The organism is Paenalkalicoccus suaedae (assembly GCF_006965545.2).
GTDB classification, from domain to species: domain Bacteria; phylum Bacillota; class Bacilli; order Bacillales; family Salisediminibacteriaceae; genus Paenalkalicoccus; species Paenalkalicoccus suaedae.
On sequence record NZ_CP041372.2, the window covers coordinates 3,898,707 to 3,925,289 of the forward strand.

28 protein-coding genes are annotated in these 26,583 nt (G+C 38.9%); 9 read left to right on the forward strand and 19 right to left on the reverse strand.

What is annotated here, in order from left to right; translation table 11 throughout:
- Window positions 1-152 precede the first annotated feature (152 nt).
- From FLK61_RS19605 to FLK61_RS19640, 8 genes are all read right to left on the reverse strand, one after another.
- Entirely contained in the window at window positions 153-422 is a 270-nt protein-coding gene (locus FLK61_RS19605; protein ID WP_176011022.1) for a hypothetical protein, read from the reverse strand.
- A gap of 176 nt (window positions 423-598) precedes the next feature.
- The gene (locus FLK61_RS19610) at window positions 599-1,678 is read right to left on the reverse strand and encodes a hypothetical protein (protein ID WP_176011023.1); all 1,080 of its coding nucleotides are present in this window, start codon (window positions 1,676-1,678) and stop codon (window positions 599-601) included.
- A 346-nt stretch (window positions 1,679-2,024) separates the two neighbouring features.
- Window positions 2,025-2,711: a DUF2711 family protein gene (locus FLK61_RS19615; RefSeq protein WP_176011024.1), complete on the reverse strand. Its 687-nt coding sequence runs from the start codon at window positions 2,709-2,711 to the stop codon at window positions 2,025-2,027.
- Window positions 2,712-2,913: 202 nt separating this feature from the next.
- Window positions 2,914-3,333 (reverse strand): DUF2178 domain-containing protein, encoded by a 420-nt coding sequence (locus FLK61_RS19620; protein ID WP_176011025.1) that lies wholly within the window; start codon window positions 3,331-3,333, stop codon window positions 2,914-2,916.
- Complete coding sequence (locus tag FLK61_RS19625) at window positions 3,326-3,574, reverse strand: helix-turn-helix transcriptional regulator (RefSeq protein WP_430708829.1); 249 nt, start codon at window positions 3,572-3,574, stop codon at window positions 3,326-3,328. Before FLK61_RS19625 ends, FLK61_RS19620 begins: the two co-directional genes overlap by 8 nt.
- Window positions 3,575-3,762: 188 nt before the next feature.
- Window positions 3,763-4,191: a hypothetical protein gene (locus FLK61_RS19630; protein WP_176011026.1), complete on the reverse strand. Its 429-nt coding sequence runs from the start codon at window positions 4,189-4,191 to the stop codon at window positions 3,763-3,765.
- A 623-nt stretch (window positions 4,192-4,814) separates the two neighbouring features.
- Complete coding sequence (locus FLK61_RS19635; RefSeq protein WP_176011027.1) at window positions 4,815-5,858, reverse strand: 5-methylcytosine restriction system specificity protein McrC; 1,044 nt, start codon at window positions 5,856-5,858, stop codon at window positions 4,815-4,817.
- The gene (locus FLK61_RS19640) at window positions 5,855-7,987 is read right to left on the reverse strand and encodes an AAA family ATPase (RefSeq protein WP_176011028.1); all 2,133 of its coding nucleotides are present in this window, start codon (window positions 7,985-7,987) and stop codon (window positions 5,855-5,857) included. Before FLK61_RS19640 ends, FLK61_RS19635 begins: the two co-directional genes overlap by 4 nt.
- Before the next feature lie 235 nt (window positions 7,988-8,222).
- Between FLK61_RS19640 and FLK61_RS19645 the strand changes: the two genes are divergently transcribed.
- The 4 genes from FLK61_RS19645 to FLK61_RS19660 all read left to right on the forward strand — a co-directional run bounded on the left by FLK61_RS19645 (window position 8,223) and on the right by FLK61_RS19660 (window position 11,942).
- A complete protein-coding gene (locus FLK61_RS19645) occupies window positions 8,223-9,389 on the forward strand; it encodes a hypothetical protein (RefSeq protein WP_176011029.1) in 1,167 nt (388 codons plus the stop codon).
- A 73-nt stretch (window positions 9,390-9,462) separates the two neighbouring features.
- Window positions 9,463-10,455 carry an HNH endonuclease gene (locus FLK61_RS19650; protein WP_176011030.1) on the forward strand — a complete coding sequence of 331 codons (993 nt, stop codon included), beginning with the start codon at window positions 9,463-9,465 and terminating at the stop codon, window positions 10,453-10,455.
- Window positions 10,456-10,548: 93 nt separating this feature from the next.
- Window positions 10,549-11,112: a helix-turn-helix domain-containing protein gene (locus tag FLK61_RS19655; protein ID WP_176007880.1), complete on the forward strand. Its 564-nt coding sequence runs from the start codon at window positions 10,549-10,551 to the stop codon at window positions 11,110-11,112.
- A complete protein-coding gene (locus FLK61_RS19660) occupies window positions 11,076-11,942 on the forward strand; it encodes an IS3 family transposase (RefSeq protein ID WP_176008054.1) in 867 nt (288 codons plus the stop codon). Before FLK61_RS19655 ends, FLK61_RS19660 begins: the two co-directional genes overlap by 37 nt.
- A 113-nt stretch (window positions 11,943-12,055) precedes the next feature.
- Here the strand turns inward: FLK61_RS19660 and FLK61_RS19665 are convergent, their stop codons facing one another.
- From FLK61_RS19665 to FLK61_RS19675, 3 genes are all read right to left on the reverse strand, one after another.
- Entirely contained in the window at window positions 12,056-13,585 is a 1,530-nt protein-coding gene (locus tag FLK61_RS19665) for a caspase family protein (protein ID WP_176011031.1), read from the reverse strand.
- Between the two features lie 98 nt (window positions 13,586-13,683).
- The gene (locus tag FLK61_RS19670) at window positions 13,684-15,057 is read right to left on the reverse strand and encodes a reverse transcriptase domain-containing protein (protein ID WP_249777649.1); all 1,374 of its coding nucleotides are present in this window, start codon (window positions 15,055-15,057) and stop codon (window positions 13,684-13,686) included.
- Between the two features lie 400 nt (window positions 15,058-15,457).
- Window positions 15,458-16,588, reverse strand: coding sequence for a hypothetical protein (locus FLK61_RS19675; RefSeq protein ID WP_176011032.1), 1,131 nt, complete (start codon window positions 16,586-16,588; stop codon window positions 15,458-15,460).
- Between the two features lie 290 nt (window positions 16,589-16,878).
- On the opposite strand from FLK61_RS19675, the gene FLK61_RS19680 reads away from it, so the two are divergent.
- Entirely contained in the window at window positions 16,879-17,043 is a 165-nt protein-coding gene (locus FLK61_RS19680; protein WP_176011033.1) for a YjzC family protein, read from the forward strand.
- A gap of 71 nt (window positions 17,044-17,114) precedes the next feature.
- Here the strand turns inward: FLK61_RS19680 and rlmH are convergent, their stop codons facing one another.
- The 3 genes from rlmH to FLK61_RS20370 form a co-directional block, all read right to left on the reverse strand.
- Window positions 17,115-17,594, reverse strand: coding sequence for a 23S rRNA (pseudouridine(1915)-N(3))-methyltransferase RlmH (gene rlmH, locus FLK61_RS19685; RefSeq protein WP_176011034.1), 480 nt, complete (start codon window positions 17,592-17,594; stop codon window positions 17,115-17,117).
- Between the two features lie 212 nt (window positions 17,595-17,806).
- Window positions 17,807-18,010: an S-layer homology domain-containing protein gene (locus tag FLK61_RS20365; RefSeq protein WP_430708830.1), complete on the reverse strand. Its 204-nt coding sequence runs from the start codon at window positions 18,008-18,010 to the stop codon at window positions 17,807-17,809.
- A gap of 12 nt (window positions 18,011-18,022) precedes the next feature.
- Window positions 18,023-18,097 (reverse strand): S-layer homology domain-containing protein, encoded by a 75-nt coding sequence (locus tag FLK61_RS20370; RefSeq protein WP_176011325.1) that lies wholly within the window; start codon window positions 18,095-18,097, stop codon window positions 18,023-18,025.
- Window positions 18,098-18,426: 329 nt separating this feature from the next.
- Between FLK61_RS20370 and FLK61_RS19700 the strand changes: the two genes are divergently transcribed.
- On the forward strand, window positions 18,427-18,924 hold the full coding sequence (locus FLK61_RS19700) for a hypothetical protein (protein WP_176011036.1): 498 nt from the start codon (window positions 18,427-18,429) through the stop codon (window positions 18,922-18,924).
- Between the two features lie 37 nt (window positions 18,925-18,961).
- Entirely contained in the window at window positions 18,962-19,219 is a 258-nt protein-coding gene (locus FLK61_RS19705) for a hypothetical protein (RefSeq protein WP_176011037.1), read from the forward strand.
- Between the two features lie 31 nt (window positions 19,220-19,250).
- Here the strand turns inward: FLK61_RS19705 and FLK61_RS19710 are convergent, their stop codons facing one another.
- From FLK61_RS19710 to FLK61_RS19720, 3 genes are all read right to left on the reverse strand, one after another.
- Window positions 19,251-19,670 (reverse strand): YhfM domain-containing protein, encoded by a 420-nt coding sequence (locus tag FLK61_RS19710; RefSeq protein WP_176011038.1) that lies wholly within the window; start codon window positions 19,668-19,670, stop codon window positions 19,251-19,253.
- Window positions 19,671-19,811: 141 nt separating this feature from the next.
- Window positions 19,812-20,348, reverse strand: a complete 537-nt coding sequence (locus tag FLK61_RS19715; RefSeq protein WP_217706299.1) for a putative glycolipid-binding domain-containing protein — start codon at window positions 20,346-20,348, stop codon at window positions 19,812-19,814.
- Between the two features lie 48 nt (window positions 20,349-20,396).
- Window positions 20,397-20,894, reverse strand: coding sequence for a tetratricopeptide repeat protein (locus FLK61_RS19720; protein WP_249777650.1), 498 nt, complete (start codon window positions 20,892-20,894; stop codon window positions 20,397-20,399).
- Window positions 20,895-21,434: 540 nt separating this feature from the next.
- Between FLK61_RS19720 and FLK61_RS19725 the strand changes: the two genes are divergently transcribed.
- Window positions 21,435-22,985: an FAD-binding domain-containing protein gene (locus tag FLK61_RS19725; protein ID WP_176011041.1), complete on the forward strand. Its 1,551-nt coding sequence runs from the start codon at window positions 21,435-21,437 to the stop codon at window positions 22,983-22,985.
- Between the two features lie 19 nt (window positions 22,986-23,004).
- Window positions 23,005-23,208 carry a hypothetical protein gene (locus FLK61_RS19730; protein WP_176011042.1) on the forward strand — a complete coding sequence of 68 codons (204 nt, stop codon included), beginning with the start codon at window positions 23,005-23,007 and terminating at the stop codon, window positions 23,206-23,208.
- 778 nt (window positions 23,209-23,986) lie between these two features.
- On the opposite strand, the gene FLK61_RS19735 is transcribed toward FLK61_RS19730, so the two are convergent.
- Entirely contained in the window at window positions 23,987-25,255 is a 1,269-nt protein-coding gene (locus tag FLK61_RS19735) for a GGDEF domain-containing protein (RefSeq protein WP_176011043.1), read from the reverse strand.
- A 427-nt stretch (window positions 25,256-25,682) separates the two neighbouring features.
- Window positions 25,683-26,567 carry a nickel transporter permease gene (gene nikC, locus FLK61_RS19740; RefSeq protein WP_176011326.1) on the reverse strand — a complete coding sequence of 295 codons (885 nt, stop codon included), beginning with the start codon at window positions 26,565-26,567 and terminating at the stop codon, window positions 25,683-25,685.
- Window positions 26,568-26,583 lie beyond the last annotated feature (16 nt).

Below are 26,583 nucleotides of genomic sequence, written 5' to 3' on the forward strand. Positions count from 1 at the left end.
GATACTCATTTAAAACGCTCTGTAGCCACGGTAACTGAAGGCAAAAATCATTTCAGAGTTATAAAATGACACTTTACGTTTACCTTCAGTTTGAACTATTCGGTTTTTCCGAATAGTTGCTAACTCCTTTAGTTATCTTTACTACCAACCACCTACGACTTCCTCAATCCCCACACGCCGCGCTTCTTCCCTTTCACCGCACAAAACACATCGTGCTCATCCCCCGCCTCACCCTCAAAGGACTGGCACTCACTTGCATACATATAAATCGTCTTCCTCACTACCGCCGGCGGATCCTTATACTCTAAAAGCTCCTCGTTGCCACGGCGCACCAGATGCTCAAAGATCTCCTCCAAATGCGCCTCGCCGCCAAGATTACGAATGACCGCCTTAATCTCCTCACACAAATACATCTTGTCCATCACTACTCCTCCCATCTCTTCTCGTGGTAGCTCCATGTTAAGCAATACCCTACTTTCGAGTGACAGAAAATACAGTAGACAAACCTGTAATTATTTGGTTGCGCCAGTTTCTAATCAATTGGATAATAGAAGGAAGCAGTTTTCGTGAGATAGGAGTTATAAACTATGCAAAATTTCTATTTAGAATCAGTATATATTACTTTTCTACCACTTAGAACTTCGGAAAGAGTGTAATACCACCCTCCAGAATTATTTTTCTCTGGTTTAGGACAATGTTGCAATGAGATATGTTCTCTTTCTGAGAGAATATAGAACCTGTATATATCATGTTTCTTAAATCCATGGCCTTTGTTTCGCTCATCAATATAAGTTAATAACCTTTGCTTATAAGAGAGACTGCCATCCGATATATCTTTTAAGACAGATTGATTTTTAGGTGGCAATATTAAAATATCTTCAATTTTATAAAGTTTATCCATAACACCTCCATTCTTTTGACGAAAAGCTATGAAAAGAGGATCACGATAGTTATATGGACTCCTATCAGGACATGCGTGTATATGATAATTAGTTATTTCTTCAAAAGTTTTTCCAGCCGGAACAGATAAAACTTCTTTCTCATAATAATTCATACCTTTATCAACTCCCGTAATAAAATTATAGTAATCCTTTAAAACTTCATATTTTGTTGATTCTAAATTCAATTGGAGAGTCTGATGAAGCACTTGGATTATTTCGACCCATGTTAACGATATAAATTTATTACTTCTAAATGATTGCTTATACTTTGTTAATGCTACAGCAAGTTTGGGTACATTCCCGTCATGTGGAAAGTACTTATTATCAATATATTTTTCAAGTTGCTTTTCAAGATTATAGACCTTACCTGCTCTGATGTTTTTAGCTTCAAGGACTAATACAAAGCATTTTTTACTCTTATAAAAAAATGAAAGTGTGATATCTCGCCTGACTTTTTCTTTTTCTAAACTCACCATTTCTGCGTCAATGGATAAAAAATCACTATTTAATAATGCTTTATACCCCGCTTCAGAAAGACGGTCCTTCATATTGTTATTTATAACGTTCATACGAATAAACCCTTCTAAAAACTCAGAGGATAAATTTAATAAATATGCTAATCCCTTCGTTTGTTTCGTTTCAAGATCTCCACCAATTAAATCAAAAAGAGAAGACTTATATTTACTATTTTCTGTTTGATACAATCTAAATCTCTTTTTCTCCAATTTATTAAGCATACATATCTCCTAGCTATGATTTATTTTATGATATAAATCCAGTGTCAATATAAATACAATATTCAGGAATGCAATAGCATTTCTTATCTATTGAGATAGCTTCACTTTATAGAAGATAGTTACCACACTATTCATACCATTTAATATTAAAAATGTAAGAAATAAAGAATCGTCTATACATCTAAGAACTCCCTCAAATTGGTTTTCTTTTTCCTTTAATATACCATAATAAGGGAGGGGAGTTGGTGATTGTTAGAAAATAGATGGCCTTTCATCAGTATTATGAAGGAGGAAGGTTATCGAGATGGTAATATGCAAAAAAGACCCGTATGGGGCCTTTTTTATGTTATTCATCTCGTAAAAACCAACCGACGTGAGTATTCTTATCACATATAAAAGCCTCCCAGTTCATTGCTTGAACGAGATGATTGATATCCTTCTCTGTGGATAAGAACAACGTTGTGAAGGAATCATACATGCTCATAAAGGCGTATTGTTCATTTTCGTCAGTGAGAATAGATGCAAATGGTAGCGAACTACTTATCTCTAATGGAGTTGTCTCTTCTATATTTACCTTCGTGTTCTCTCCAAGGAATTGGTCGATGATATAAACCTTCTTTGAGCCAATAAATGCTAGAACGTTTAAAAAGCTACTAAGCATAAATACTGTTGCGCGATCCTCACCTGGATAGTACAAGTCCGTTTCAATACTCTTACGAAGCATTTCTGCTAGATCATCCTTAGCATACTTACCCATTAGGGCACCTATAGATGTCATTAAGGCCAAAGCTAATTCCTTTCTGGAAGAGAGCCCGCTTTTATCAAGCATGTGATTCCACGTGACTGGCTTTCCTAGATGAAGAATTTCTTCATCATTTGGATATATGTGCTGATAGGAGTGTTGTTTTTTAGATGCTGTCCAACCATTCGGCATTTGTACAAAAGGGTGAAACAAAAATGCCGCTGAGTTAAATTCTTTTGATACTTGCTCCAGAATGGGAGATTCATTGTCTATCCAAACGCCATCTAACATGAAAATAAGCCTCCTTTATTAGATAATACTGTTCACTTTTAAAGGTTTTCGATCTATAAACTGCTTATTAAGCTGATATCGAAAAAATCCGCGCTTACTTCGTAATCATAGAAGAGGTTTTTATGATATTGAAATAATTATAACTAGATTAATAGTTAAATGAAGTAGTTATGCTCTTATCAGTAGCATAGCAATCTATATTTTAGAAGCTACTTTTAAGTATAAATAATCGGTATGTACTGTAAAAGAAATAGACTAAAAACAACATAACGAAACTGAAGAACGCAACACTGGACATATATCCCATAACCGTTAACGTTAATAAGAAGATTGGAAAGGTAATGATCATCAAATCAAATGCCTTAGACTTTGCCATATTATTAATCATGACATTCCTCTCATCTTCCTCCTCGATTCTTTGCTTTTCAGACTTACTCTTTTCTTCAGCTATTTTGATTAAAGCTAACGTTGAGATCGACACACCTAAAAAGGCTACTCCAATAGAAACTAAGTCAGGCCTTTGCATATTGTTAATCACAGTAAAATCACCGATAGCAATAAGAACACTAGCTAAAATCAAACATATTCCTATACCGACAGTAACGTAACTCTTTTTAGTCATTCTCTTCCTCCTCATAGATAAAAATATCTTCTACACTTAACCCAAAGTATCTAGATAGTCTAAAAGCCAGAATGATGGAAGGGTTGTACCTACCGTTTTCTAAAGAGCTAATCGTTTGCCGTGAAACTCTTAGAGCAGTAGCTAATTCCTCTTGTCCTATACCTCTTTCTTTTCTAAACTTCTCTAACCCATTTCTTATTCTTTCACCCCAAAAGTAAAGAAACTCTCCACTATCAAATATTTCTCTCTTAAAGAAATCCTTCTCTTCTCATCAAATCATTTAGTATTTTGCTGCCATGCCTCATCTCTATTTAACCTCTGTGAAATTATAAAAAGTCTAACATTCATTGTTCTGCATGCAGTTTACCGTGTCACTCTGGTTACTGGGGTTATCTTGACTGCTCCCCCCACAATCAGCTGTATGTAAATTTAACTAGGGAGTATCTGACCTATAAAGAAGAGAAAAATAGATAAACCAAAAGACGTATACATTAAAACAGGTAAAAACTGCAACCGTTGCTTTACTAGATATATCTTTTTTGGATCGTTCACTTTATATCGAATCGGAAACGTGTCCCCAATTTTCATTAATGGGTTTATTTGATTGATTCTTTTCTTGGGATTTCGAACAAATGTTGTTCCACATGTTATTTTCTTCTCAACTTGATCGTTATTAACTGTATATTGGATAAATACTATTGCATGATTATAGTGAATTCTTCCATAACGCTCTACTATTGCATCGGTTTTGCCAGCGAAGATCTTTGGACGAATCACATATCTATATAGTCCAATCAGACACCCTAAAACCAAAAATGGTAGAGCCAGATACACTTGAAGTATTGTACTGATTTCCATTCTTACACCTCACATATTGATATACTACTAATTTAGTTATTAGTATGCCTCACCTCATTCAATTTCCAATAAATCGACTTGGAACTATATGAATTGTTCTAGATATTGATCTGGAGTTAAACAAATTTTACAGAAGGCAATTATCATTTACACATAACTATTAACACTCCCGAGTTTTATATAGTATCAAATAAAAGCCTCCCAGTTCATTGCTCCAACGAGATGATTGGTAGCCTGCTATTTAAATTAGAATCATACAGACATCTAAAAACAAAAGAAAAACAGTTGCCATTATAAACACATAAGCTGCTTTTCTATCTTCATGCCAAAAACTTAATATCAGAAAAAAAGAGACAATAGTAATAATTGTAGTGAAAATTAACATGCATACACCCCTTTAGTATCTTTAATACTGTATTAAAATAGTCTTCAATGCTTTTTTCAGTACTTAATATTCTTTAACTTTAGAAGTAAATGCATAAATTTCAGCTGCGAAGAAATTAACCAGTCTGTGAAGAGCTCTTTACCATATACGAACAGTAATTAATCTCTTCATATATGGAGAGCCTTTTTGACCACAAGTAAGAAGATTGGGTTAGGTATAACTAATCTCACCTTCTTAACTAGACAACCCTCTCCATAAACCCCTCCGCAATCTCATCCAGTTGCGAGCGAATTTCTTCAAAGTCCGTATCTAAATCCAATGTCTTCGCACTTATGCGGTAGCCACTGATCTCGTGACTCTGATTAGGCGTAATGGCCTCGTCGGTCTTCGCGTAAAGCAACATACCCTCAACTGCACCTGGTTTTCCACACCCCATATTCATCACATACGTATACATTTGATACATGTTAGACGAGTGAAGTGACCGGCTGTTATAAAGGGAGTTTGTCTGCATGGTACGCGTGTAATACTTCGTATCGATGATGAGCCTTCTCCCCTTATGGTGCAAGACAATATCCGTTTGCATGCTGGGCAAAAAGGCTGTATCTTCACCCGCTACATCCCAGCCAATGGCACTTGCTCGTGGACGAAAATCCGGATAATGCCTCTTATAATAAGCTAGAACAAACTTTTCATAGAGTCGATGTAAGGCTTGATCATCGACAATATGCGGAGCTGTTTTAACTCCTTCGTCTTCCGATAGCAGCAGGCTATCAACAATCAGCTCACATAGCTGCATCAAAGGACGATAGGATGATAAATGACGATGGACGTGTAAGGATCGCCATTTCACCGATTTCAATGAACATTCTCCTACGTAGTCAAAATAAAAGAGAAGCTTTTTAAGCTTACGCACTTGATCCTTCTTCACGTCTTGAGAGCGAACTAACTGACGCATCGTGGCCTTTAAAATTCGATTGACCTCTGTGTCCTCAATGTAGTCATCAACGGTACATACGATTTGTTTTGAGACAATCGTATTTTGCTTAATGGACTGACTCACGTGCATTTTCCCACGCGGAGATCGCAGTGTATCTGTGAGCTCGACATACCCTTTCGCCAAGCCCTTTTTAACTTGGTTGCTGACCTCCATGTGCAAGATAGCAGCATATAAGTCTAATGCTCCATCAAATTTATCAGGATCTACTTTAGCCTGCCCTTTAGAATCTAAAAGGCGGAATGCATACGCCATCATATAGTAGATGTTTTGAAGCTTAATCATCTCACCGCACTCCGAAGTCTTTTCGTCCAATTCTCTACTAATGACAAGTCATCAAACCAATATTCCTCAAGAAGTGGAATCAGTTCATACTCCACCACTGCCTCACGGAAGCTTTCATCCGCCTTCTCAAGCGTATGCAAATAACTATGTCCAACGACAAACCCTCTGCCAAGGCTCTCATCTTCTATGATCTCTTCATTCAACTTTTCGACATGTTGGACAAGCACATCAAACTTCTCTTCGTTTTTAACCTCCATATAGCGCTTGAAGCCCTCTGATTGAAACGCCGGAGTGAGCTCATAAAAAGCAAATCTTCTGCGTAGCGCATAGTCGATCATCGCTAGACTTCGGTCAGCTGTATTCATCATCCCGATAATATAAACGTTCGGAGGGACATGGAACAGCTCATTGGCATATAACAGACGCATCTTCTCGCCCCTCTTATCCTTTTCAACGAGCATGAGCAACTCCCCAAAGATTTTGCTCAAATTCCCTCTGTTTATCTCATCGATAATGAAGAAATACGAGTTGTCGCTATCCTTCTCCGCCTCTTTACAAAAATGATAAAACGGCCCGTAATGCAATTCGAAGCTCTTCTCCGATGGCTTATACCCCATAATGAAGTCCTCATAGCTGTAGCTCTGATGGAATTGCACCATTCGCACACGATTCTTATCCTTCACGCCCATCATAGAGTAGGCCAACCTCTTCGCCGCAAACGTCTTACCAACTCCAGGAGCCCCTTGAAGAATGAGGTTCTGCTTCATCTCTAACAGCCTTTTAACTCGATCGTACTCTGCTTCGTTTAAGAAAACCTCGTCTAAAAAGTCTTCTTTTCCGTAAAGTTCTTGAGGTGGCGGAGTAATTCCTCCATTCTCTTCTTCCTCAATCGCAAATAGTAAATTCAACTTTTCGACATACTCCGTATAGTCAGTCACATTCGTCAACGTTTTCATTGCAGCTTTCCCATCAGGATGCTCCCAAGTACCCTCATGAGTCCAATCGACCTTCAGCGTATGATTATAATCCTTTCGCTTCTCATCGTAGATATAACCCGAGCTAACTACCCCTCTACCAATAATATATTTCGTGCCTTTTTTGGCGAAAATAATGTCTCCTGGTTTCACTTTATTAGCAAACTGCCAAAGCCCATGTCCAATATTCATATAGTCTTGTTCGGGATCAAATTTAGCCTGCAACGCTTTCTTAATTTCGTTTTTGCTATCATAGGCGGTTAAATCACCAAGCTCTTCCCAGCCAATCCCCATGATTCCATCTTGATAAAACTCCTCCCATTTAAAAGAAGATCGACCCGGTGCGTAAAGCCAGTAATTCGGCCCCTCCGTCTTATCTTGTCCCTCATAACTCGCAGCCGTCTCATTCACTACAGGAGTATCTATCCAAGCTCCATAGGATAGCTCTGGGAAGCTAGTCAACCCACCCAATCGTTGCTCAAAAGCCGATTTAAAACGGCGACAAATGGTTAAATACGTTTCTCCATTCGGCAAATAAGAGGGGTTACAGTCATAAAAAACAAATTCCTTTATATCTGCTTGATTATTAAAGAACTCTCGGTTTTTTTGATCCAAGCTCACATATGCAAAAGGGCGTATCCAAAATAACCCCATTGTAATATTAAATTTAATGCGATGCTGGCGAGTAACCTGATCAAACTGGCGGACAAAATCTTCCGTTGACGCGCCAACCTTCTGATCTGCTAAATGAATAGCAGCCTCATAAAAGCTCCATAGATTACTAATGTCTGTCGGTTTTCGCTCCGACTGATTACCAAAGAACAATGGTGCCATGTTATGTAAAAGTGGCACTCCATTAAATGAAGATGGAACCTCTGACTGCAGCCGAAAAACTTCCTTCATTTTAGCTAGAATGGTAATTCTATTTTTATCTGTTATCCCTTTATTAAATGTTCCTAATACCGTAAAAGGGTCGACATCATCTAACGGTTTATCAATTCCTGTACTTTTATCCATAAAAGGATTTGCGCGATTAAGGTCAGCAAAGGCCGTATGTAAGACACGCAACAATTCCGTACGATTATCCTTATAGTCTAGTAATTTCGTCGCAAGCTCTGAGTAAATAGTCGTCCAAGCATATGATTCGTTTAACATTGTATTCCTCTCCTATCGGGATATAGTCACGAGCACTATATCCATTATAACAAGAGAAAAGTTAATTTCATGCTAAAACTGGAAAAAGTAGATGCTATACTATCTATTTATATGAATAGTTGATAAGGTAAAAAGTAATGGACTAATAATATTTAAACATAGAGTAATTCTGTAATTAATCACTTGTAAACTGTCAATTTGATGATGAAGTTATTTATAATATCGAGGTGAATCAATGAAATATGTAGACTTATTTTCTACTAGAGAAATATCGATAGCTATATGGACTATAGTATTTTTGATTTATATTATCTATTTAGCTTTTAATAAACTTAATGTTAGAAAGGCTACTTATGAGCTTCTGAGCGCAATAATAAATAAACACCTTTTTGTCTTTATAATTATTACATTTAGTTACTCGATTTTATGGATATATTTAGTTTCTGGTCTATCTATTTGGGATTGGATTTATTTAAAGGATGTTTTGTTGTGGGTTTTACTTATTGGAATACCATTTTGTTTTAACGCAATCGTCAGTAAAGATAAAAATTATTTTTCTGATACCATTAAAAATAGTCTTAAAATCGCTGTCTTAATAGAATTTATCGTGGGTACTTTTACTTTTAATCTATCTATAGAATTAATACTTGTTCCCTTAAGTACCTTATTATTTTTGCTATATTTCGTTAGTAAGCAAAATGTGACTTACAAACCAGCAGAAAAGTTGCTCTCATTCTTAATAAGTACAATAGGATTAATAGTGTTATTTTTAGCAGGAAGAAGTGCCATTCAAAGCTATTCAGAACTAAATTTTATAGAACTGCTTATAACTTTTAGTATACCTATAACTATGACTATTATTTTCTTACCACTTTCCTATAGTTTTGCTTTGTACTCAAATTATGAATTGCTATTTAAACGTCTAGAGTTTTCATTGCCAGATAATAAGAAACGAAATAAAGCAATAAGACGAATCATACTAATGTGTAATTTTTCGTTGAAAAAAATTGAACTTTTTAGTAGAAATTACTTGAGTATGTTTTACACATCAATTAATGAATCGCAAATCGACCAGATTTTTAAACACTTTAAATCTCAAACTAAAGGTAACAACATTATTACTGGAGCAATAACATCAGTATTATTCTTATTAAGTTCTATCTTAATAAGTTATGGACACATCAATAGAACTGACCTAGACAATGATCCAATTATAATTGGCTACGCTCTTATGCTTATTGCGATTATTAGATTAACCATTATAGTCAATAACAGTTTGCAAATTCATAATCACTTTATTTCTTTTCAGCTCTCAGTTTTTTATAAGTGGTTGTGGTTATTTGGTAGTATTTATTTGGTGCTGCAAATACTTAATTTATATTCTACTCACTTTAATTACTAATCGAATCCGAATAGCAAAGATATTCGATTAAGCTACACTGGTAGTACCATGATATAAACGGGGGAGGATCCGCATGAGTCAAAAACTACAGATAGCTGAAGCAAATGCTGCTTATATCACAGAACAAGATGTGTGGAGTCACTTCAACTACATTTTTTCATCCAGATCTAAAAACTCAACAAGCTATAAATTTGTACTCATCAAATCACTTCTAGAGAATTTATATAATGTGAACAGTGAGCTTGAGCTGAATTATTATCAAGTGTTTGAGAGCTTTACGAAGATCTACTGGAACTTGGTGATCCACCATAAACTGAACCAGATTAACATGACGGGTAAGAAAGCCGGCGTGCAATCAGAGCTGGAGGAATTCCAGACAGCGCATTCTATTGACGATTCGATTGTCTTCGATAAGCTACCTGCACAACAGCAACTTAGACTCATTAAACGAGTGATCAAACGATCGAAGATCAATGTCATGGGTGCTATTTATGGTGACACGAAAGGTCACATCTATTCCTTTGATAATAAAAAAGAGTACCTCAAGCTGACACCTAGCTTCTATAAATTTATGCAAAAATATCAAAAAGTCATTATGTATCTTGCAAACTACCAACTGGCTCTCTTTCTTGAAAAGTTCAATGAAAGTGGCAATACAGAGCAACTACTATTTAAAATCGAGAATGTATCCAAACGTTCTTCGTTAGATAGCTTTTATCATATATTGCTGTCCCTTTATCAAAACGAATGCTTCTACTGTGGGAAGCCAGTTCTTAATCGAACAGGCAATCACGTTGATCATTTCATTCCCTGGAGCTTTATCCAAACCGATCAGCTTTGGAATCTTGTCATTGCTTGTAGAAGGTGCAATACGTCTAAAAATGATAAGCTCGCCGACGATCACTTTTTGGAAAAACTGATCAACCGAAACACGAAACTGTTAGAAATTAACATTGTCTACGAACGAACGGACATGCAGCTTTATACACCTAATAAGCTAGATGATCTATATAGATATTCGGTGAGTAATGGGTATACGGAGATTTGGGTTCCGAGGGAAACTTGAGTTAGCAAAATCAATAAAGAGCACCTTTGATTTAAAAAAGGGTACCGACCCCCGAAAGTTAGAGTAGATAATCTAACTTTCGGGGGTGTTTTTATGGCCAAATATAGTGAAGAATTTAAAATGAAACTTGTTAGCGAATATTTGAATGGAAATCTCGGGTATAAATTATTAGCTAAAAAGTATAATATGCCCTCTCGAACTCCACTACAAAATTGGGTAAGATCCTATAAAACGCAAGGGGTTGAAGGATTAAAACGAAGAAGAACGAATGAGGCGTACTCTGTTCAATTTAAAGTGGATACGATACAATTTATGCTTGAGACAGGTGCTTCTTTTCAGGAAACTGCTGAACAATTTAGATTGAATAATCCTGCTTTAATTTACAGTTGGATGAAAACATTTAATGAACAAGGATTAGGAGGCCTGAAACCAAGATCAAAGGAGCGACCTTCTATGTCTAAAAACAGTAATAAATCAAAGGGAAAAGAAGAGAAGAAGTTAACACGTGAAGACGAACTAGAACGCGAGAATGAACTGTTGCGGCTAGAAAATGCCTACCTAAAAAAGTTGAGAGCTTTTCGAGAGAATCCGAATGCCTTCCACGAAAAGCACAAGCAACAGTGGCGTTCGAACTCAAAGAAGAAGGATACCGATTAAAAGATATTCTAGTTATTGTAGGTATTCCAGAATCAACCTACCACTATCATGTGAAAAACTTTGGGAAAGAAGATCCGGATAGAGAACTAAAAGAAGTCATTACTGAGCTGTTTAAGGCGTTTCATGAACGTTATGGTTATAAACGCATTACCAAGGAATTAAAGAAATCAGCCTGGTGTATTAATCACAAAAAAGTGTATCGACTTATGAGGGAATTAGGGTTAAAATGCGTAAAGTTTATGAGGAAGTCTCGTAGATACAATTCTTATAAGGGTAAGGTTGGAAAGGTAGCGAAGAATCGACTGTCCCGCCGATTTAGCACGCCTATTCCTTTTCAGAAATTAGTAACCGACATTACAGAATTCAAATGTCTAGGAGAAGAGAAATTGTACTTAAATCCACTCCTTGATCTTTACAATGGGGAAATTATCGCGTTTGGTATCAAGAAACGTCCAACATTAGATCTTGTCATGGAACCTTTAAAAGAAACAATAGAAGTACTAGGAGCTCAGGCAACCTATCGTACGACTATCCACTCCGATCAAGGCTGGCATTATCAGCACAACCAATGGGTGAGGACATTAAAAGAAAATAAAGTATTTCAAAGCATGTCACGTAAAGCAACCTGCGCAGACAATGCTTCAATAGAGAATTTCTTTGGTATATTAAAACAAGAAATGTATTATGGAGAAAAATTAGTGAGCTACGAAGAATTAAAAAGGCAGATTGAAGAATATATTTACTGGTACAACCATATACGATCAAAAGAAAAATTGGCTGGTTTTAGTCCAGTCGAATACCGAACACAAACCAGCCAATTAGCTGCATAATAAAAACTCTAACTTTTAGGGGTAGCCACCAAGGTGCTCTTTTTAATATAGCTAAGTAGTCGATTATTTATGATAAGGCTCTCCGTGATGTATCTAAATGAGGTTTTTCATCTTCATTGTTCTAGTTCTTTTAGATTCTTTAAGTCTTCATAATACCTTAAAACTGTACTTTGCATTACTAATTTTCTATTAGAAGAGTCCCTATTGTTACGAAATTTCTCATTATAAAAGAGGGTGAAATCATGTATTGTACTGAATAAGGATATGTTAGCTTGTACCCAACCTGACACTGTCTCATCAGAAAAAGGTAAGTCATTTGATTCAAAAAATAATCTATCTAACACTGACGAGTAAGGTGTTACTCTAGCAAATAACTCATCTTCAGAAATGGTCTTATTTTGATACTCATTAAATAATGAAATTATAGCTTCAGCATAGGTTATCATTTGATACCTGATTTCTTTAACTTTATATCGTACTTCATCGTTATCCCTGGTATTATCAGAAATAAAATTACTTATTATCTTATATTGCGGATAAAACTCAATATGAACATCATTTATTAACAGTTTATTAGCACCTTCCAAACTACACCAAGAAGCCTTATCTTGATTATCGTTTACCCAAGTAGTTTTACAATAATAATTGCCTTGTGAAATGTCCGTATTATTAAAAGCAAAATAAATCCAAATTATATCTGATGGATAGCCTTTATATCTTTCTTCTTGTATTTTATTATTATATACATCACTAAACAGTAATTTTTTTTGAATTTTTGTTGAGACATTCGCGATTTCTGTATCCGAAAATGGTTTTTTTAGAAGTATTTTTGCCGAGTATCTTTTTTTAGGACCGTGATGGACAGGTTCCAGACTCTTTATTATGTAATCTTCGTTTTCAAAGTAAATATTAACTTTTTCATAAGGAATATACTCTGAAATTTTAAAATGAATTGTACCTCCTATGTTAGCTCTATAAATAGCGTGCTGAGGAGTAGCTGGATTATTTAAAGTATGAATCTCAAGTAACCTCTTTACCCACAACTGCAAATCATAAAGTGAAACCTCCCCTTTTTTTACTAGTGTTTTATTGGTCAATCCATCGCATAAAACATTTGTAAATATACTTCCGTTACTCCCCCCATAAGAAGGTTCAATAGCGTTACTACCACTTAATACCGCATAACCCCTACCTTGGAAAGATTCTATTGACTCTTCTAAATTAGTATTTTTTGCACCATCAACTCTAAAGTTTCCTGAATAGCAGCAGTCTATAAACAATACTTTACTTTTAGCAAACGATTCACTTATTTTATTAATTATGTCTTGAGTATTTAATAATCCATCACTAAAAACAATATTATGAATATCGCCAGAAGTCCCATGACCTGAAAAATAAAAAATAAATATATCATCTTTCTGTAAATTAACAAGAAAAAGTTCAAGGGCATGTATAAAATCAACGGATGATACATGACCGTTATTTGTAATACCCATTTGAAAAATATCCTTCTCATCCAGATGAATCCCTTTTCTTAACGCTTTATTAACATTAATTAAGTCTGTTTGGCAAAATGGTAAGTTAGTTGCGCCGATACTTGAATAATCACTAACTCCTATTAAGAATGCCTTTATTCTTCCCAAATGAATCCCTCCTGCTTCGCTTACTTATTTCATCGAGATTGTAAAAAATATAAAAAGACAAGCCAAATTTTAATTAAAGAAAAATGGGGCTTGTCTCATTATTCTGGTTGATCTAATCGTGATTGAATGTTTTTCCAGTGTTTCTTAACTTGTGTTTCCATAAGGTTTAGAGTTTTTGAATCTTCATCAAATATCTTCTGTGCCCTTTCAGCATAACTAAGAAAATTCCCATGCCCTTTCTTACTCTTACCCAGGTGAGAGTAATTCTTATATAACTCTCTCCTATAAGATTTACGACCAAACTCTTTTGATTTACGATTGCATATCCTTACTTTACGATATGTTCTTGTATAATACTTAAAAAGACTCTTTTCTCTAATTCGAACTTCTTTACCATTAAAACTAAACCCTAAATAGTCTAATTTCGTCTCATTAAATTCTAAATCTGTAATTAGATTGTCAGAATAGAAGTAATTGCCTGTTTTTTCGGGTTGTATTTTTAAATTTGGAATCTGTTTTTTAATATCATCCACAATTTTTTGATGCATTTGATAGTTATAGTCCTGGACTTCTCCTTCAATAGGAATAACTATAATTAAGTCATCACAATATCTTCTATATAGCCCCTTTTGTTTTCTTACATATTTTTCTATTTTTTTATCAAAATCTAGTAAATAAATATTAGAGCAAACTGAACTGATACCTGCACCTTGAGGAATTCCATAGCTTTTAGAATTCTTGTAAATATTTTTATGTTTAAAGGCTCTGAATTCCTCTTCTGTGAAATATTTATAATTATTTTTAATTTCACTTTCAGTGTATTTAGTTTTTAACTCTTCTTCTATAGTATCTTTAATAAAGTAACTAAATCTTGTTATATTCTTGAAGACGTTATAATAATCGTCAGGTAATGTATCCTTGTTTAGAACATATCGGATTTTCTCTTTAAGATACCTATGGTCAAGTGTATCAAAAAAATTAGTAAAGTCAGCAACAAAAATATATGCACTTTTCTGCACTTTTATAAAATCAATAACTTCTTTAGCGAAGTTAATATTGCTTTTTCCAGAAAAATTATTTCTATATGCTGTAGCAACTTCATTAATACCTAGTTTATCTACAACAGAATTATAGTGGTTATTTAGCTTGTCTCCATAGTACTTATATATAAAGCTATCAATGTGAGAGGCATAAAAAATTTTACGCACTTTTTCTTTTGGTTGTTTTTCTTTCCTGTTATACTTTTGAAATTTAATTTCAAAATGCATAAACGGATAAAATCCATGTTCAGCAACCCAACGAGGATTTTGGATTTTACCCTTAACTTTTTCAATTGATTTTTTATTATCAAGGTGCTTATAACCCTTTACACGATACTTATTTTTATTCATATTTGGCAGAGCTAGCAAGGGTATGTAATCGTAGCCTATTACTCTATTAAAGAACCCCCTGCAAGCATACTCTCCTTTCAAATTATAGACCATCGCTAACCTATAAAGAGGCTACTAAATGCACTAATAGCTTATACTATAATTAGTATATTGAATTGGTTGATTATGACGCTTGGAGGTATCCAAATGCCAAGTTATTCAGAAGCGTTATCGATTGTAATTAGCTGGGTCAGCCTTGTGATTACAATTGAGATAAAGCTTGACAGAAATTCACTAATTCCCCTCATAACTACTTTTATGAGGCGTAAACTATACTAATTTTACCATTTAATGTAGAAGCAGTCAAACTATATTAAACAAATAGTAGAAAATTCTCTCAATAGTTATATTTCCTAAATTTATCACTTACATAATAAAATTCATTTAATAATAATGAGTTTCACCGTCAACTAGTCTAAGTACGAATTTCAAAAGACTACTTTTAATCTTCTTTTTTCCAGTAATCAAAAAGAAAATTATTATACTCTTTTAAATTAGAAAAATAATACCTATCAGAAACTTCCATTTTTTCTCCTATCTCGGTATTCTCGCTATTACAGTTTGGACAAATAACAGATATTTCAATGCTTTCTAGACCTTTTACAATAACGTCATTAATTAAAATAGTTTTCAAACAATTATTACAGTTTACCTTAAATACAATAAACGTATAATTTTCGTTACTTTTTAAATTAGGAACCTCATTAGAAAAAATAATATTGATCATTTGTTGTATAGATTGTCGAAGCGCTACTAGGTTTTTTTCGAGTTTATTATCTATCTCTTTAAAAGAATACCATCCTTGTTGATTAATACTTACACCTTGGCCTGGAATAAAATCTAGTGGCGCCATGCTATATTTTGCTCCCAAGGATCTCCTATGAACTATCTCGTTTCTTAAAGCAATAATCTCTTTTGTCTCCTCTGAAAAATAAATATCTAACAATGATTGTACTCTGTCGTTTAATGTATATTTTTGTTTTAGTATTTTTGTAAATACATTCTTCTTTTTATTAATTGAGATATTAAAAAGTCTATGTTCCCTTTCTAAAGATGGCATTATTTCTTCAATTCTTTTCTCAGGTAAAGGAGTTAACTTAATTTTATAACTATTTCCTTTTTTAACAAATTCGATATCATTACATTTTGCATAAATCATATTATCTCTAATATCGTTTCCAACTATTAAATCCGTTTGATAAAATTGACTTAGAATAATAAATAAATATTCCCAACTATTAGTAATCCTAGTTATAGCGTTTTCTACATAGTACGCATGTGTCCTCAAATTAAAATCTGTATTTCTAGTTATAGCTATACTTGTTGCTACTGAAATACATAAATCATTATTAAAATAGTGTTTTAATTCTTCAATTAATGGCTGACAATTCATTATCATACCAAAGTCGGTAGTAGTTTCCTTGTTTAACAATGTAGGATGAAATTCATCTCGATATTTTAATAGTAGGTTTTCTACATTTTTTTTTACTTCGTTATCAAAAATAAATTCATTAATGTTAAAATTTTTATGTGTATTATAATCAGAGTTTCTATTTTTCTTGAAAAATTTCAATGCATACGCCCCCATATATAATAGAATTTATTTATTATTTTAATTTTAAATCTGTTACCCCTAATATTTTCAAAATATCTTTTACTACTCTAAATAAAGAAATACTTTACTTAATACGATATAGTTTCGGTTTTAAACTATGAATATATTGCTATAGGAATTACTAAAATAGATGGATTAAATATTCTCAAAATTATGTTTGGAATTTCCAATTGATCGTCCGAACTATATCTTTGTATGAGCCAATTAAACAGAAAATGGTAGTATACTTGTAACGGAGGTGATAATCAATGAGCAATTTAAAAAAGCCTGGTATGGATAATCAACCCCCTGGAAAGTATAAAGAAGTTGGTCCAAGAGGTGGTGAAGTCCATAAACCACGTATAGTTGAAATTGATAAAGGTGACCGTCTCCCACCAACACAGGAGAAAGGTAGAAAATGGAGTAAACAATGAAAATTATAATTTAAAAACCTCCTAAAACGCTATAAAATGAACGTTCTAGGTGGTTCTTTTTAAAACCTCATTTACTTATGGTACGGTTCATTCCTCACGATCTTAAAAGCCCTATAAACCTGCTCCAACAACACGAGCTTCATAACCTGATGCGGAAATGTCATTTTCGAAAACGACAGTGCGTAGTTACTACGTTGCTTTACTTCGTCGCTTAAGCCTAAGGAGCCGCCGATCACGAATACGATCTTTGACTTGCCGTAGGTTGCGAGCTGGTCGATTTCTTTGGCTAGCTGCTCGGAAGTGAGCTGTTTGCCGTCGATTTCGAGTGTAATGACGTGGGTGTCTGGGGTTAGCTTGGCTAGGATGCGCTCGCCTTCCTTTTGTTTAACGATGTCCATGTCTGCTTCACTTAGGTTTTCCGGTGCTTTTTCGTCTGCGACTTCTACTAGATCGACGTTTGCGTATGCGCTGAGGCGCTTTGTGTATTCGGCGATGCCTAGCTTTAAATACTTTTCTTTGAGCTTTCCTACTGTTATGACGGTTATTTTCATGTGTCTTCCCTCGCTGTTAAATGATAGTTCTATGATACCATTTCTTTTCCTTACATGCTGTCATTTTTCTTACATAATCGAGGTTTTTTGCTTCTTTTTCCGATTCTTCTCTCCTACTTATGCTTTATTTGGGTGAGAGTCTCCCCATTGTTTCTAAAAATAAAAAAAGCCGAAGCTGCGGAGTGACTCACAGCTTCGGCTTTTAGTGGTTCCTATTTCGTTACTAGTAGGTTATAGATAATCTGGCTGTTCTCTGCGCGAGTAGCGCGGTCCTTAGGTGCAAACATGGCGTTTGCTCTACCTTGGACGAGCGACAGGTCACTTGCGAGTTGTACGTAATCCTTGGCCCATGGGCTCACCGCTTCAGAGTCATTAAATGTGGTATCCGTGCTCGTTACGTCTGTATCGCCGTGCAGGTGCTTATGTGCTTACAAAATCATAGCGGCCATTTCTTCACGAGTGATGAGCTCGTGAGGCGCGAATGTGTCTTTGTCGTAGTCGATGGATGTTTACATGTTGGTACCTTTATTTCTATATGAATCTTATACTTTTGAAAATGTATAGGAAAATTTCACACAATAAGCATTCTCATATGGGCTCAACTAATATCTTAATGTCTTATTTTGTCGAATTTATTTCTTAAAAAGTCATATAAAAAGAAAATACCCCTGTGTCTTAGGAAAGTTTTCTCATCTATTTTAAAGGTGTCGCTATTTTATTTTCTATAAATCACATTCCTATCAAGAATCTCAGCACTAGTAAAAAGAAATATATGGTGTTTCTGTCAAAAAGCAAATATGATAAGGTTAGGGGTAGCAAGGGGGTTATAGCTATGAAGAAAGTTGTGGTAGCAGGTCTTATTATCCTGCTAGCCATTGGAGCATATTGGGGACGTGGGCTCCTGCCTGGAGATCAGTTGAAGCAGGATATTGTCGTTGCGCAGGTTGCGAGCTATATGGAAATTCAGGAAGCGCTAGTGCATATGGAAGATAGCATGGAGTCTAGTGCTAATTTTGAGGACAATTGGCTGATAGCTTATCATCGTGCACAGTCCCTCCAAGCAATAAACAGCATTCCTCGTGATCAAGATGGTCTCGTTAATAGTGGATCTGGAACGCTACCTTTCGAGGTGCGTAGTCAGCTTGAAGAAATTCGGCGGATGGATCTGAGCGATGACAATTTATTGGTTACTATTGAAACGTTGCGTGGCAGGATTGATGCCTTCCTAAACGAGATGGGGACGGTAAGCGACATTCGCAACGAATATACACCTTCAAGCGTATTAATAGAGCGGATGGAGCGTGCGGAAGTTATTGATGGGATTTATTAAGAAAATCACTATATATTCTAAGAGGAGATAAGATCAAATGAAGCATGTTGTTATTTTTTTCGTTGCAGCACTTGTTGGGGCACTAGCTATTCTTGTTGTTAGTCAGCTCGACTATTTAGCTTTTGTATTACCTGTTATTTTGATGTTTTTGTATCCGCTGATCATTGTAACAATTATCATCCTTGTCATTATGTTTGCCCTACGATTATTAAAGCTTCAGGAAGAGCGCAATGAGCTACTGCGCGATATCCTGCGAGATCAGCAACAACAAAAGAATGAGCACAGTGCCGAGTAATGGAGCTGTGCTCTTTTTGATTAAGTTATCGTTATTCTAGTAGGGACTGTATCGCTGAGGCATCGCTTTCGGTCAACGTGTACACTGTATGCGTATCATCTTTATCCATCATAGATCCAGTCTCCTCACCGATCCATAAAAACAGCTCGTCTGTTACCTCACCATCCTCGTTTATAAAATGAACCTCGTAGTCTGGCTCTGCCATGTCAACAACTCCGTCTACACGATCAGCCGAGCGAGCTGCATTTCTAAATACAGTTATATCCTCACTGGCTGAAAATGTCTCAACTAATTCTAGATTTCCGGACTGAAAGTTTGTCGTTTCGTACAGCACGATTTCACTCGTACTTAATGATATTGGAACTCCACTAAACGAAGGTAAAGACGTGGTGCAGGCGGACAGAATAGCGAAGCTCAAAATGAAAATACTTATCCGATACATATACTTCATATTGCGACGCCCTCCCTTCAAACTTGTTTGCTTAAATAGTTAGTCGCGCTAGTAACCGCTCCCGTTACACATACTGGAAATAAAAAAGACACATCGAAGAAATCCGACATGTCTCTAGCAATAATTATTCCCCGGGAAATATCATCGTTTTATCGGAGAATCAAGCTCGAATTCCCCTGGATAGCTGACGACTAACCCGAGTTCATTTACCGTAATCTCCGTTTGATAGCTCTCCGTTTCATAGGAGAACACCCGATTTTCTCCCTCATCGCGAAGGTAGGTGTAGGTCTGCTCGACAGGCTTGAAGGTAAAATCCTCGGCATCAATATACACCATTGTGAGCGTTCGCTCCTGGCCCCGCTCCCAATCAAGGCGGTTGATCGGCAGGGAATTGGTAAACGGTGTGATCGAGATATCAATATCGATGGCGCCCGCAAGCTCAGGGAGCTGCTCCCCATCTGCATCCAGCCACTCTCCCTCTGCAGGCGACTGCAGTATGAGTGCATGCTTGTTCACAAGCTCCAGCCGGACGGAGGTAACACGCCACCCATCAAACATGATCGTATAATGATACGTCCCCCTGCGCAAAATCACGCTACTCGACGCATAGTCAAACTCCTTGATCCGAATTCCCTCTAGCGCCATCTCGCGCACATTACGCCAATACACATCAAGCATATACATGCTCCTCTCTATCTCTATGTGGAAAATAGGGTAAATGCCTTGCTAAGACGAAGCATCTCCCCACGTTTGATCCAGTTTGTCTGCATAAAAGGTAATCGCCTTTGCATAAGCCTGCACCGATTCCTCGTTAGAGGTGGTTGCAAGTAGCTTCAGCAGGAGCTCCATAGCAGCTTGGTTTCGGCCAAGATTGTAAAGCGTCATCGCATAAAACACCGCAATATCCGCTGCATCAGGGAACGTTTTGAGCCCCTCCTGCAACACACGCTCCGACTCTGTATACTCACCAAGCGTCCGATACGTACTACCTAATCCAACATATGCACCACGAAGCTCGTCTAGACTAAGTCCACCAAGCTTAATCGCCCGCTCATAATACGGTACCGCCGCACGCTCCTCACCAAGCACATCAAAGCTCCACGCACACTGGTACTGTAGGCTTGCATCATGAGGATTGGCTTTAGTAAGCTTCCGTAAGAGTTCGTTTGATTTGTTTAGGTTACCTTCCGAACGAAGGTTTAGAGCGTCTTCTATGGTAGACATGTTTCCCATCACCTTATCGTTTCAAATTTTTATATTCTATAACTCATCTTACCATTTTTAACCGCCCAAGGTGATAATAATTTCACTCCGAGAGTCCCTATATTTTATCGCGTCACCGAAGCGATGCGGTGTGGTATATTGCTTACAAACGGTAAGTGTGTTCAACTTCTCGCTGCTTTTGCTAAAGTGTGTTTATGTTCTTCGATAATGCGTTCAACTTCTCTCGAAATTCCGCAAAGTGTGTTCACGTTCTCCAACAATGCGTTCAACTTCCCTAAGCTCGTCCTCCCCACATACACAGTCCGCCAACCAGGGACCCACCCATTGCCCAACTGCCACTTATCAAAGCCCCACGTGGAGGTAGCACATCGGGCAACTTGAGGTTTTGTGTTTGGTAACTCGTCGATTTCTCGATTCCGTGTTTGGTATCTCTGCATCTGTGTTTGGTTTCCGCTTCTACCATAAAGAGTGTTCCTCACTTGATCTTACCCTTCAACATACGGTACGTTAAAGGTACTACACACGATGGAGGGTCCTGCCATGAACGTGATTTGGTACAAACGCGATATCCGCATCTACGACCACGAACCGCTTGCCAAGGCCACAGCCAGCAAGTCGCCGGTCCTGCCTCTCTATGTGCTGGAGCCTTCGGTCTGGCAAGCAGGCGATCTCTCACAAAGACACCTGCAGTTTGTCATTGAAAGCCTCTACGAGCTTCAAACTCAGCTACAAAAAAGAGGAGCCACGCTATTTGTTGCCGTCGGCGAAATGGAGGAGGTCCTAGAAGCACTGGAAGCTACGTATGGAGACTTTACGCTATTTTCTCACGAAGAGAATGGGACGCCTTTTACGTTTGAACGGGATAAACGCGTGCTGAGGTGGATGCGGGAGCGCGGGCATGTTATGGCGGAATATCAGGGGTATGGGGTGACGCGGCGGCTGAAGAGTCGCGATGACTTCCAGAAGCTGTACCAGATTCACGTGCAGTCCCCTGTGCATCCAGCGCCGAAGCAGATTCTCTCGGCTGATCCGGATGAGATCCCAGACCTCCTCACGACGGACCTTCGGATGCTTGAACGATACGCGGCGCCCGGCGAGCGCATTCGCTACGGCCAGCAGGGTGGCGAGAAGCTCGCGCACGAGACACTTAAAACCTTTTTAGAGGAACGCTTTGAGACGTATAACGTGCACATCTCCAAGCCAATGGCGTCATCAACGTCATGCAGCCGCCTCTCGCCGTACATCGCATGGGGCAATATCTCGATTCGCTACATTTATCAGCAGTCGATTAAACAAATGGCACAGGTGAAAAACGCGTTTCACCGCAGACAGCTAGAAGGGTTTTTGTCTAGGCTGCACTGGCACTGCCACTTTATTCAACGACTAGAGGACGAGCCGGAGATTGCGCATGAGACAATCAATCCAGCGTTTGACGCTGCTCGCACGGAGTGGAACGAGGAGAGCTATCAACGCTGGTTAAACGGACAGACAGGGATTCCGCTTATTGATGCCGCGATGCGCTGTTTGCATAAAACAGGATGGGTTAACTTTCGCTCCCGTGCGATGGTCGTATCGTTTGTTTGTAATACGCTACTTTTAGACTGGCGTCGTCCTTCAGAGGACTTAGCGATGCTCTTCCTCGACTATGAGCCAGGGATTCACTTTAGCCAAATGCAAATGCAGGCAGGGACGACCGGGTTTAATACGATTCGTATTTATAACCCAATTAAGCAGGGGAAGGACCACGATGCTGACGGAAGATTTATTCGTCGCTTCGTACCAGAGCTGAAGGATCTTCCGACTGAATTTGTACACGAACCTTGGAAGTCACCTAGCTTTGACGACTTAGGCTATCCCGCTCCCATGGTCGATGTTTCTCAAGCGAATGGAGTAGCGCGCAAGGTGCTCTGGGGTATTAAAGCTACGCCAGAAGCCGAGGAACACGCGATGAAAAAACTCGAGAAGCACGGCAGTCGCAAACGCCAGCATCAGCAAAAGCGCGACAGCGCTAAAACCAAAAAAACGACAAGATCGAAAAAAGCCAAGAACGAGCCCGAACAGCTCTCACTGTTTGGAGATGACTGGGAGTAAGGAGGAGGGTGAAAACTCAATGAAAAAAGATACGCTGGAAGCCATTCGCATTAATCTCATTCTATTCGTCGCCCTATTTATCACCTTTAGCGTCAACGATATCATCATCAACGACCAGCCAATCGCCTGGCCGTGGAACTTCACCGTGGCGTTCCTCCTCACCGCCGCCTTCTTTGGCCTGAGGCTCGTGACAAAAAAGAAGGATGCACCTAAAGACAAGTAGTGACAGGAACACACGTGATAGCTGTGTTCCTGCTTTTTTGTGGTTGTGTGCATGATCGGTCCGCGGCGTGCATTTCCTCTCTGACAGTGTGCATTCTTCCTCGCGCTGTCTGCATTTCACCTGCGTTCGTGTGCATTAAATTCGACCGTGTGCATTTCAAACTCCGCGGCGTGCATTTCCTCCCTGCCAGTGTGCATTCTTCCTCGCGCTGTCTGCATTTCACCTGCGTTCGTGTGCATTAAATTCGACCGTGTGCATTTCAAACTCCGCGGCGTGCATTTCCTCTCAGCCAGTGTGCATTCTTCCTCGCGCTGTCTGCATTTCACCTGCGTTCGTGTGCATTAAATTCGACCGTGTGCATTTCAAACTCCTCGGCGTGCATTTCCTCTCTGCCAGTGTGCATTCTTCCTCGCGCTGTCTGCATTTCACCTGCGTTCGTGTGCATTAAATTTGACCGTGTGCATTTCAAACTCCACCGCGTGCATTTCCTCCCTGCCAGTGTGCATTCTCCCTCGCGTTGTCTGCATTTCACCTGCGTTCGTGTGCATTAAATTGACCGTGCGCATTCCGACCTCCGCGGCGTGCATTTCCTCCCTGCCGATGTGCATTCCAACTCGCACCAACACTCTTCCACCCTTCCACACACCAACACAACATTTTCTACAAACAAAAAAGGACCACCATCACGCAGCAGTCCCTTCAAGCCCAAGGGGCAATATCATCCCCTATAGCCTCTATCCTTTACGTCTGTCGACCGACAGACATGACATTACCTCATTCAACTAACGCCACTGGCCTCGCCTGGCGCTGTTTGTCGCATCACGAGCTCATACACATCTAAAAGTCCAGCATCTGCATCGACCCGGCAGTATGGGATATCCGTTGTAACCACGCTCCGCGACACAATAAACGGTCGATACATCTCCTCGTCTAGCACCTCCTGCGACAGCTCCGACAAGCTCTCCGCCGCCAGCACCTTCATCGGCTGCAACCGCTCCATGTTAAGCCGCACCGCCATATACTCCGCCACAGCCTGGCGCCAAAACGCATCCTCATCAATCACAAATAAGTACGTCGGACGAGCAGCAGCCACTCGCTCACTCGAAAAGCGCACAAGCTGGTTGCGCCCGCGATATTTCGCCTCATACAGCGCAGCATCCGCCTCCTTCAAGACGTGATCCAGCTCCGCCCCTTCTTGGGGGAACATCGTGTAGCCACTTGAGAACGTCACATGGAACGGCGCATCACCTGCTACATGGATGCGCGTCGAGAATGTTGTACGCCACTCCTCCATCCGAGCTGTGTACGTACTTTCGTCCATATTAACCGTGAGCAGTAAAAACTCCTCCCCGCCAAGTCTAAACAACAGACCCTCCGGGAAAAATTCCGAGGCAGATTCTACAAAATCGGTTAATACCTGATCTCCAGCATGGTGACCGAACCGGTCGTTTACCTGCTTGAAATGGTCTAGGTCGATCATCGTATAAGTGACGTTTGTTAGCTCGCGCTGACGAAGATGTGGAGCAATCGATGCGTAAACTACCTTTAAAAAGGTTCGGTTATATGCACCAGTTTGATCGTCTCTCCAAATTGTCTCAAGTACGCGATGTCGGACGTCAAGTTTCGAATGGATGAGTGTGAGTAGGACGTCCGATAATTGTTCTTTTGATACGTGATCGAATACGTGTAGCTGATAAAACGCTTGAAGCTCTGAATCTGTAAAGCTCTCTCCAATCGCAATCATAGAAGATAGTTGCTTTAGGGTTGCAGCTCGAAGCTCTGTTATCGCATTTGTCTGAGTATCGTCTAGTAATAAATCTTTATGAATGATAACCGTATTAGGCTGTAAGTTTTCCGCTAGTTCGACCGCGTCCTGTACGGTTAGGGCTACGTTAACGATAGCTTTATGTGTCTCTAGATAGGTTTGTATCGAGTGACGATAGTTGGCATCTTGTATAATTAATAATATATTTGGCTTCGAGCAGCTTCTTTGCTCCGCGTGGGTAAGTCCCACTTGCCTATTTATCCACGCTTGTAGCTCTGGCATGCTCTTGTCCTCCTCTTTCACACTTATCTCCTAAGTTTAACGGAATCGACGTACCTTCGCTATATCTTTTTAAGCAAAAATTCTGACATAATAATTGTCATTCATTGCGTAAATGTCCTTTCTTGTCATAATTTGTTTTGGCATAGGTGGGGTAGTTAACACTGTGCGGTGAGGGGGTTAGTTATCACAAATCTGCGTCCAGTTATCACAGTTCTCCGCTCAGTTATCACAAAATGCCAAGTAGTTATCCGGACATGAATTTTTCAGCAGGCTCGTAGGCAACTTAGATTTTGGAAAGCTGGCAGTTGGGCTCTATCGAGTCGTCATTTGTCGTAAAAACCAGTCTCACAACCCCAAAACGAGACTCTACCGCATGCGATAGAGTCCCGTTACACGTATTCATCTGTCTCTACCCGATTTTCTGTCCCTAACTCTTAAGCTTTGGATCTAGGGCGTCGCGCAGGCCGTCGCCGATCATGTTAAAGCCGAGTACGACGAGCATAATCGAGAAGCCTGGGAATAGCACGGTCCAAGGCGCGCTTTGGATATACTGTCTAGCGTCCGATAGCATCGCGCCCCACTCGGGAGTTGGTGGCTGTGCGCCTAGACCAAGGAAGCCGAGTGCCGCGGCCTCTAGAATCGCTGTACCAAATCCAAGCGTGGATTGAACGATAATTGGCGCCACGCTGTTAGGCAGGACGTGGTGGAAGAGAATGCGACCATTCTTCATCCCCTGTGCCTTCGCAGCCATAATATACTCTTCCTGGCGGATCGAGATAACCTTCGATCGAACGAGTCGGCCGAAAATTGGGATATTGATAATCGCAATGGCGATTAACGCGTTTTGCAACGATGGACCGAGGATTGCCACGATCGCAATCGCAAGGAGGATACTCGGGAAGGCGAGCATGATATCAAAGATACGAGAGATAATCATGTCGATCCATTTGCCAAAATACCCAGCGATAATACCAAGTGCGGAGCCGAATATAAGCGCTCCTGTTACTGCGAAGAATCCGACCATTAAGGAGATTCTTGCCCCGTACACAATTCGCGTAAAGATATCACGACCGAGGTCATCCGTACCAAACCAGTATTGTGCAGATGGTGGACTTAAACGATCGGCTGCGTTAAGTTGTGAAACCGTTTGTGTCGTAAGGAGTGGTGCAATAATGGCTATGGTGATAAAGAAAGTAATGATACCAAGACCAACCATAGCTAGTTTATTTTTACGAAGCTGACGCCATGCGTCCTTCCACGGTGATTCCGGTTTAGGTGCTTTGACTGCGTCTACTTCTTCAGGACCCGGCATCGGCTCCTGATCGATT

Excerpts from the sequence above, each read along its gene's own strand:
- FLK61_RS19605 (WP_176011022.1), bottom strand. The coding sequence starts at position 422 with ATGGACAAGATGTATTTGTGTGAGGAGATTAAGGCGGTCATTCGTAAT.
- FLK61_RS19610 (WP_176011023.1), bottom strand. The coding sequence starts at position 1,678 with ATGCTTAATAAATTGGAGAAAAAGAGATTTAGATTGTATCAAACAGAA.
- FLK61_RS19615 (WP_176011024.1), bottom strand. The coding sequence starts at position 2,711 with ATGTTAGATGGCGTTTGGATAGACAATGAATCTCCCATTCTGGAGCAA.
- FLK61_RS19620 (WP_176011025.1), bottom strand. The coding sequence starts at position 3,333 with ATGACTAAAAAGAGTTACGTTACTGTCGGTATAGGAATATGTTTGATT.
- FLK61_RS19630 (WP_176011026.1), bottom strand. The coding sequence starts at position 4,191 with ATGGAAATCAGTACAATACTTCAAGTGTATCTGGCTCTACCATTTTTG.
- FLK61_RS19635 (WP_176011027.1), bottom strand. The coding sequence starts at position 5,858 with ATGATTAAGCTTCAAAACATCTACTATATGATGGCGTATGCATTCCGC.
- FLK61_RS19640 (WP_176011028.1), bottom strand. The coding sequence starts at position 7,987 with ATGTTAAACGAATCATATGCTTGGACGACTATTTACTCAGAGCTTGCG.
- FLK61_RS19645 (WP_176011029.1), top strand. The coding sequence starts at position 8,223 with ATGAAATATGTAGACTTATTTTCTACTAGAGAAATATCGATAGCTATA.
- FLK61_RS19650 (WP_176011030.1), top strand. The coding sequence starts at position 9,463 with ATGAGTCAAAAACTACAGATAGCTGAAGCAAATGCTGCTTATATCACA.
- FLK61_RS19655 (WP_176007880.1), top strand. The coding sequence starts at position 10,549 with ATGGCCAAATATAGTGAAGAATTTAAAATGAAACTTGTTAGCGAATAT.
- FLK61_RS19680 (WP_176011033.1), top strand. The coding sequence starts at position 16,879 with ATGAGCAATTTAAAAAAGCCTGGTATGGATAATCAACCCCCTGGAAAG.
- rlmH (WP_176011034.1), bottom strand. The coding sequence starts at position 17,594 with ATGAAAATAACCGTCATAACAGTAGGAAAGCTCAAAGAAAAGTATTTA.
- FLK61_RS19700 (WP_176011036.1), top strand. The coding sequence starts at position 18,427 with ATGAAGAAAGTTGTGGTAGCAGGTCTTATTATCCTGCTAGCCATTGGA.
- FLK61_RS19705 (WP_176011037.1), top strand. The coding sequence starts at position 18,962 with ATGAAGCATGTTGTTATTTTTTTCGTTGCAGCACTTGTTGGGGCACTA.
- FLK61_RS19710 (WP_176011038.1), bottom strand. The coding sequence starts at position 19,670 with ATGAAGTATATGTATCGGATAAGTATTTTCATTTTGAGCTTCGCTATT.
- FLK61_RS19715 (WP_217706299.1), bottom strand. The coding sequence starts at position 20,348 with ATGCTTGATGTGTATTGGCGTAATGTGCGCGAGATGGCGCTAGAGGGA.
- FLK61_RS19720 (WP_249777650.1), bottom strand. The coding sequence starts at position 20,894 with ATGTCTACCATAGAAGACGCTCTAAACCTTCGTTCGGAAGGTAACCTA.
- FLK61_RS19725 (WP_176011041.1), top strand. The coding sequence starts at position 21,435 with ATGAACGTGATTTGGTACAAACGCGATATCCGCATCTACGACCACGAA.
- FLK61_RS19730 (WP_176011042.1), top strand. The coding sequence starts at position 23,005 with ATGAAAAAAGATACGCTGGAAGCCATTCGCATTAATCTCATTCTATTC.
- FLK61_RS19735 (WP_176011043.1), bottom strand. The coding sequence starts at position 25,255 with ATGCCAGAGCTACAAGCGTGGATAAATAGGCAAGTGGGACTTACCCAC.
- nikC (WP_176011326.1), bottom strand. The coding sequence starts at position 26,567 with ATGCCGGGTCCTGAAGAAGTAGACGCAGTCAAAGCACCTAAACCGGAA.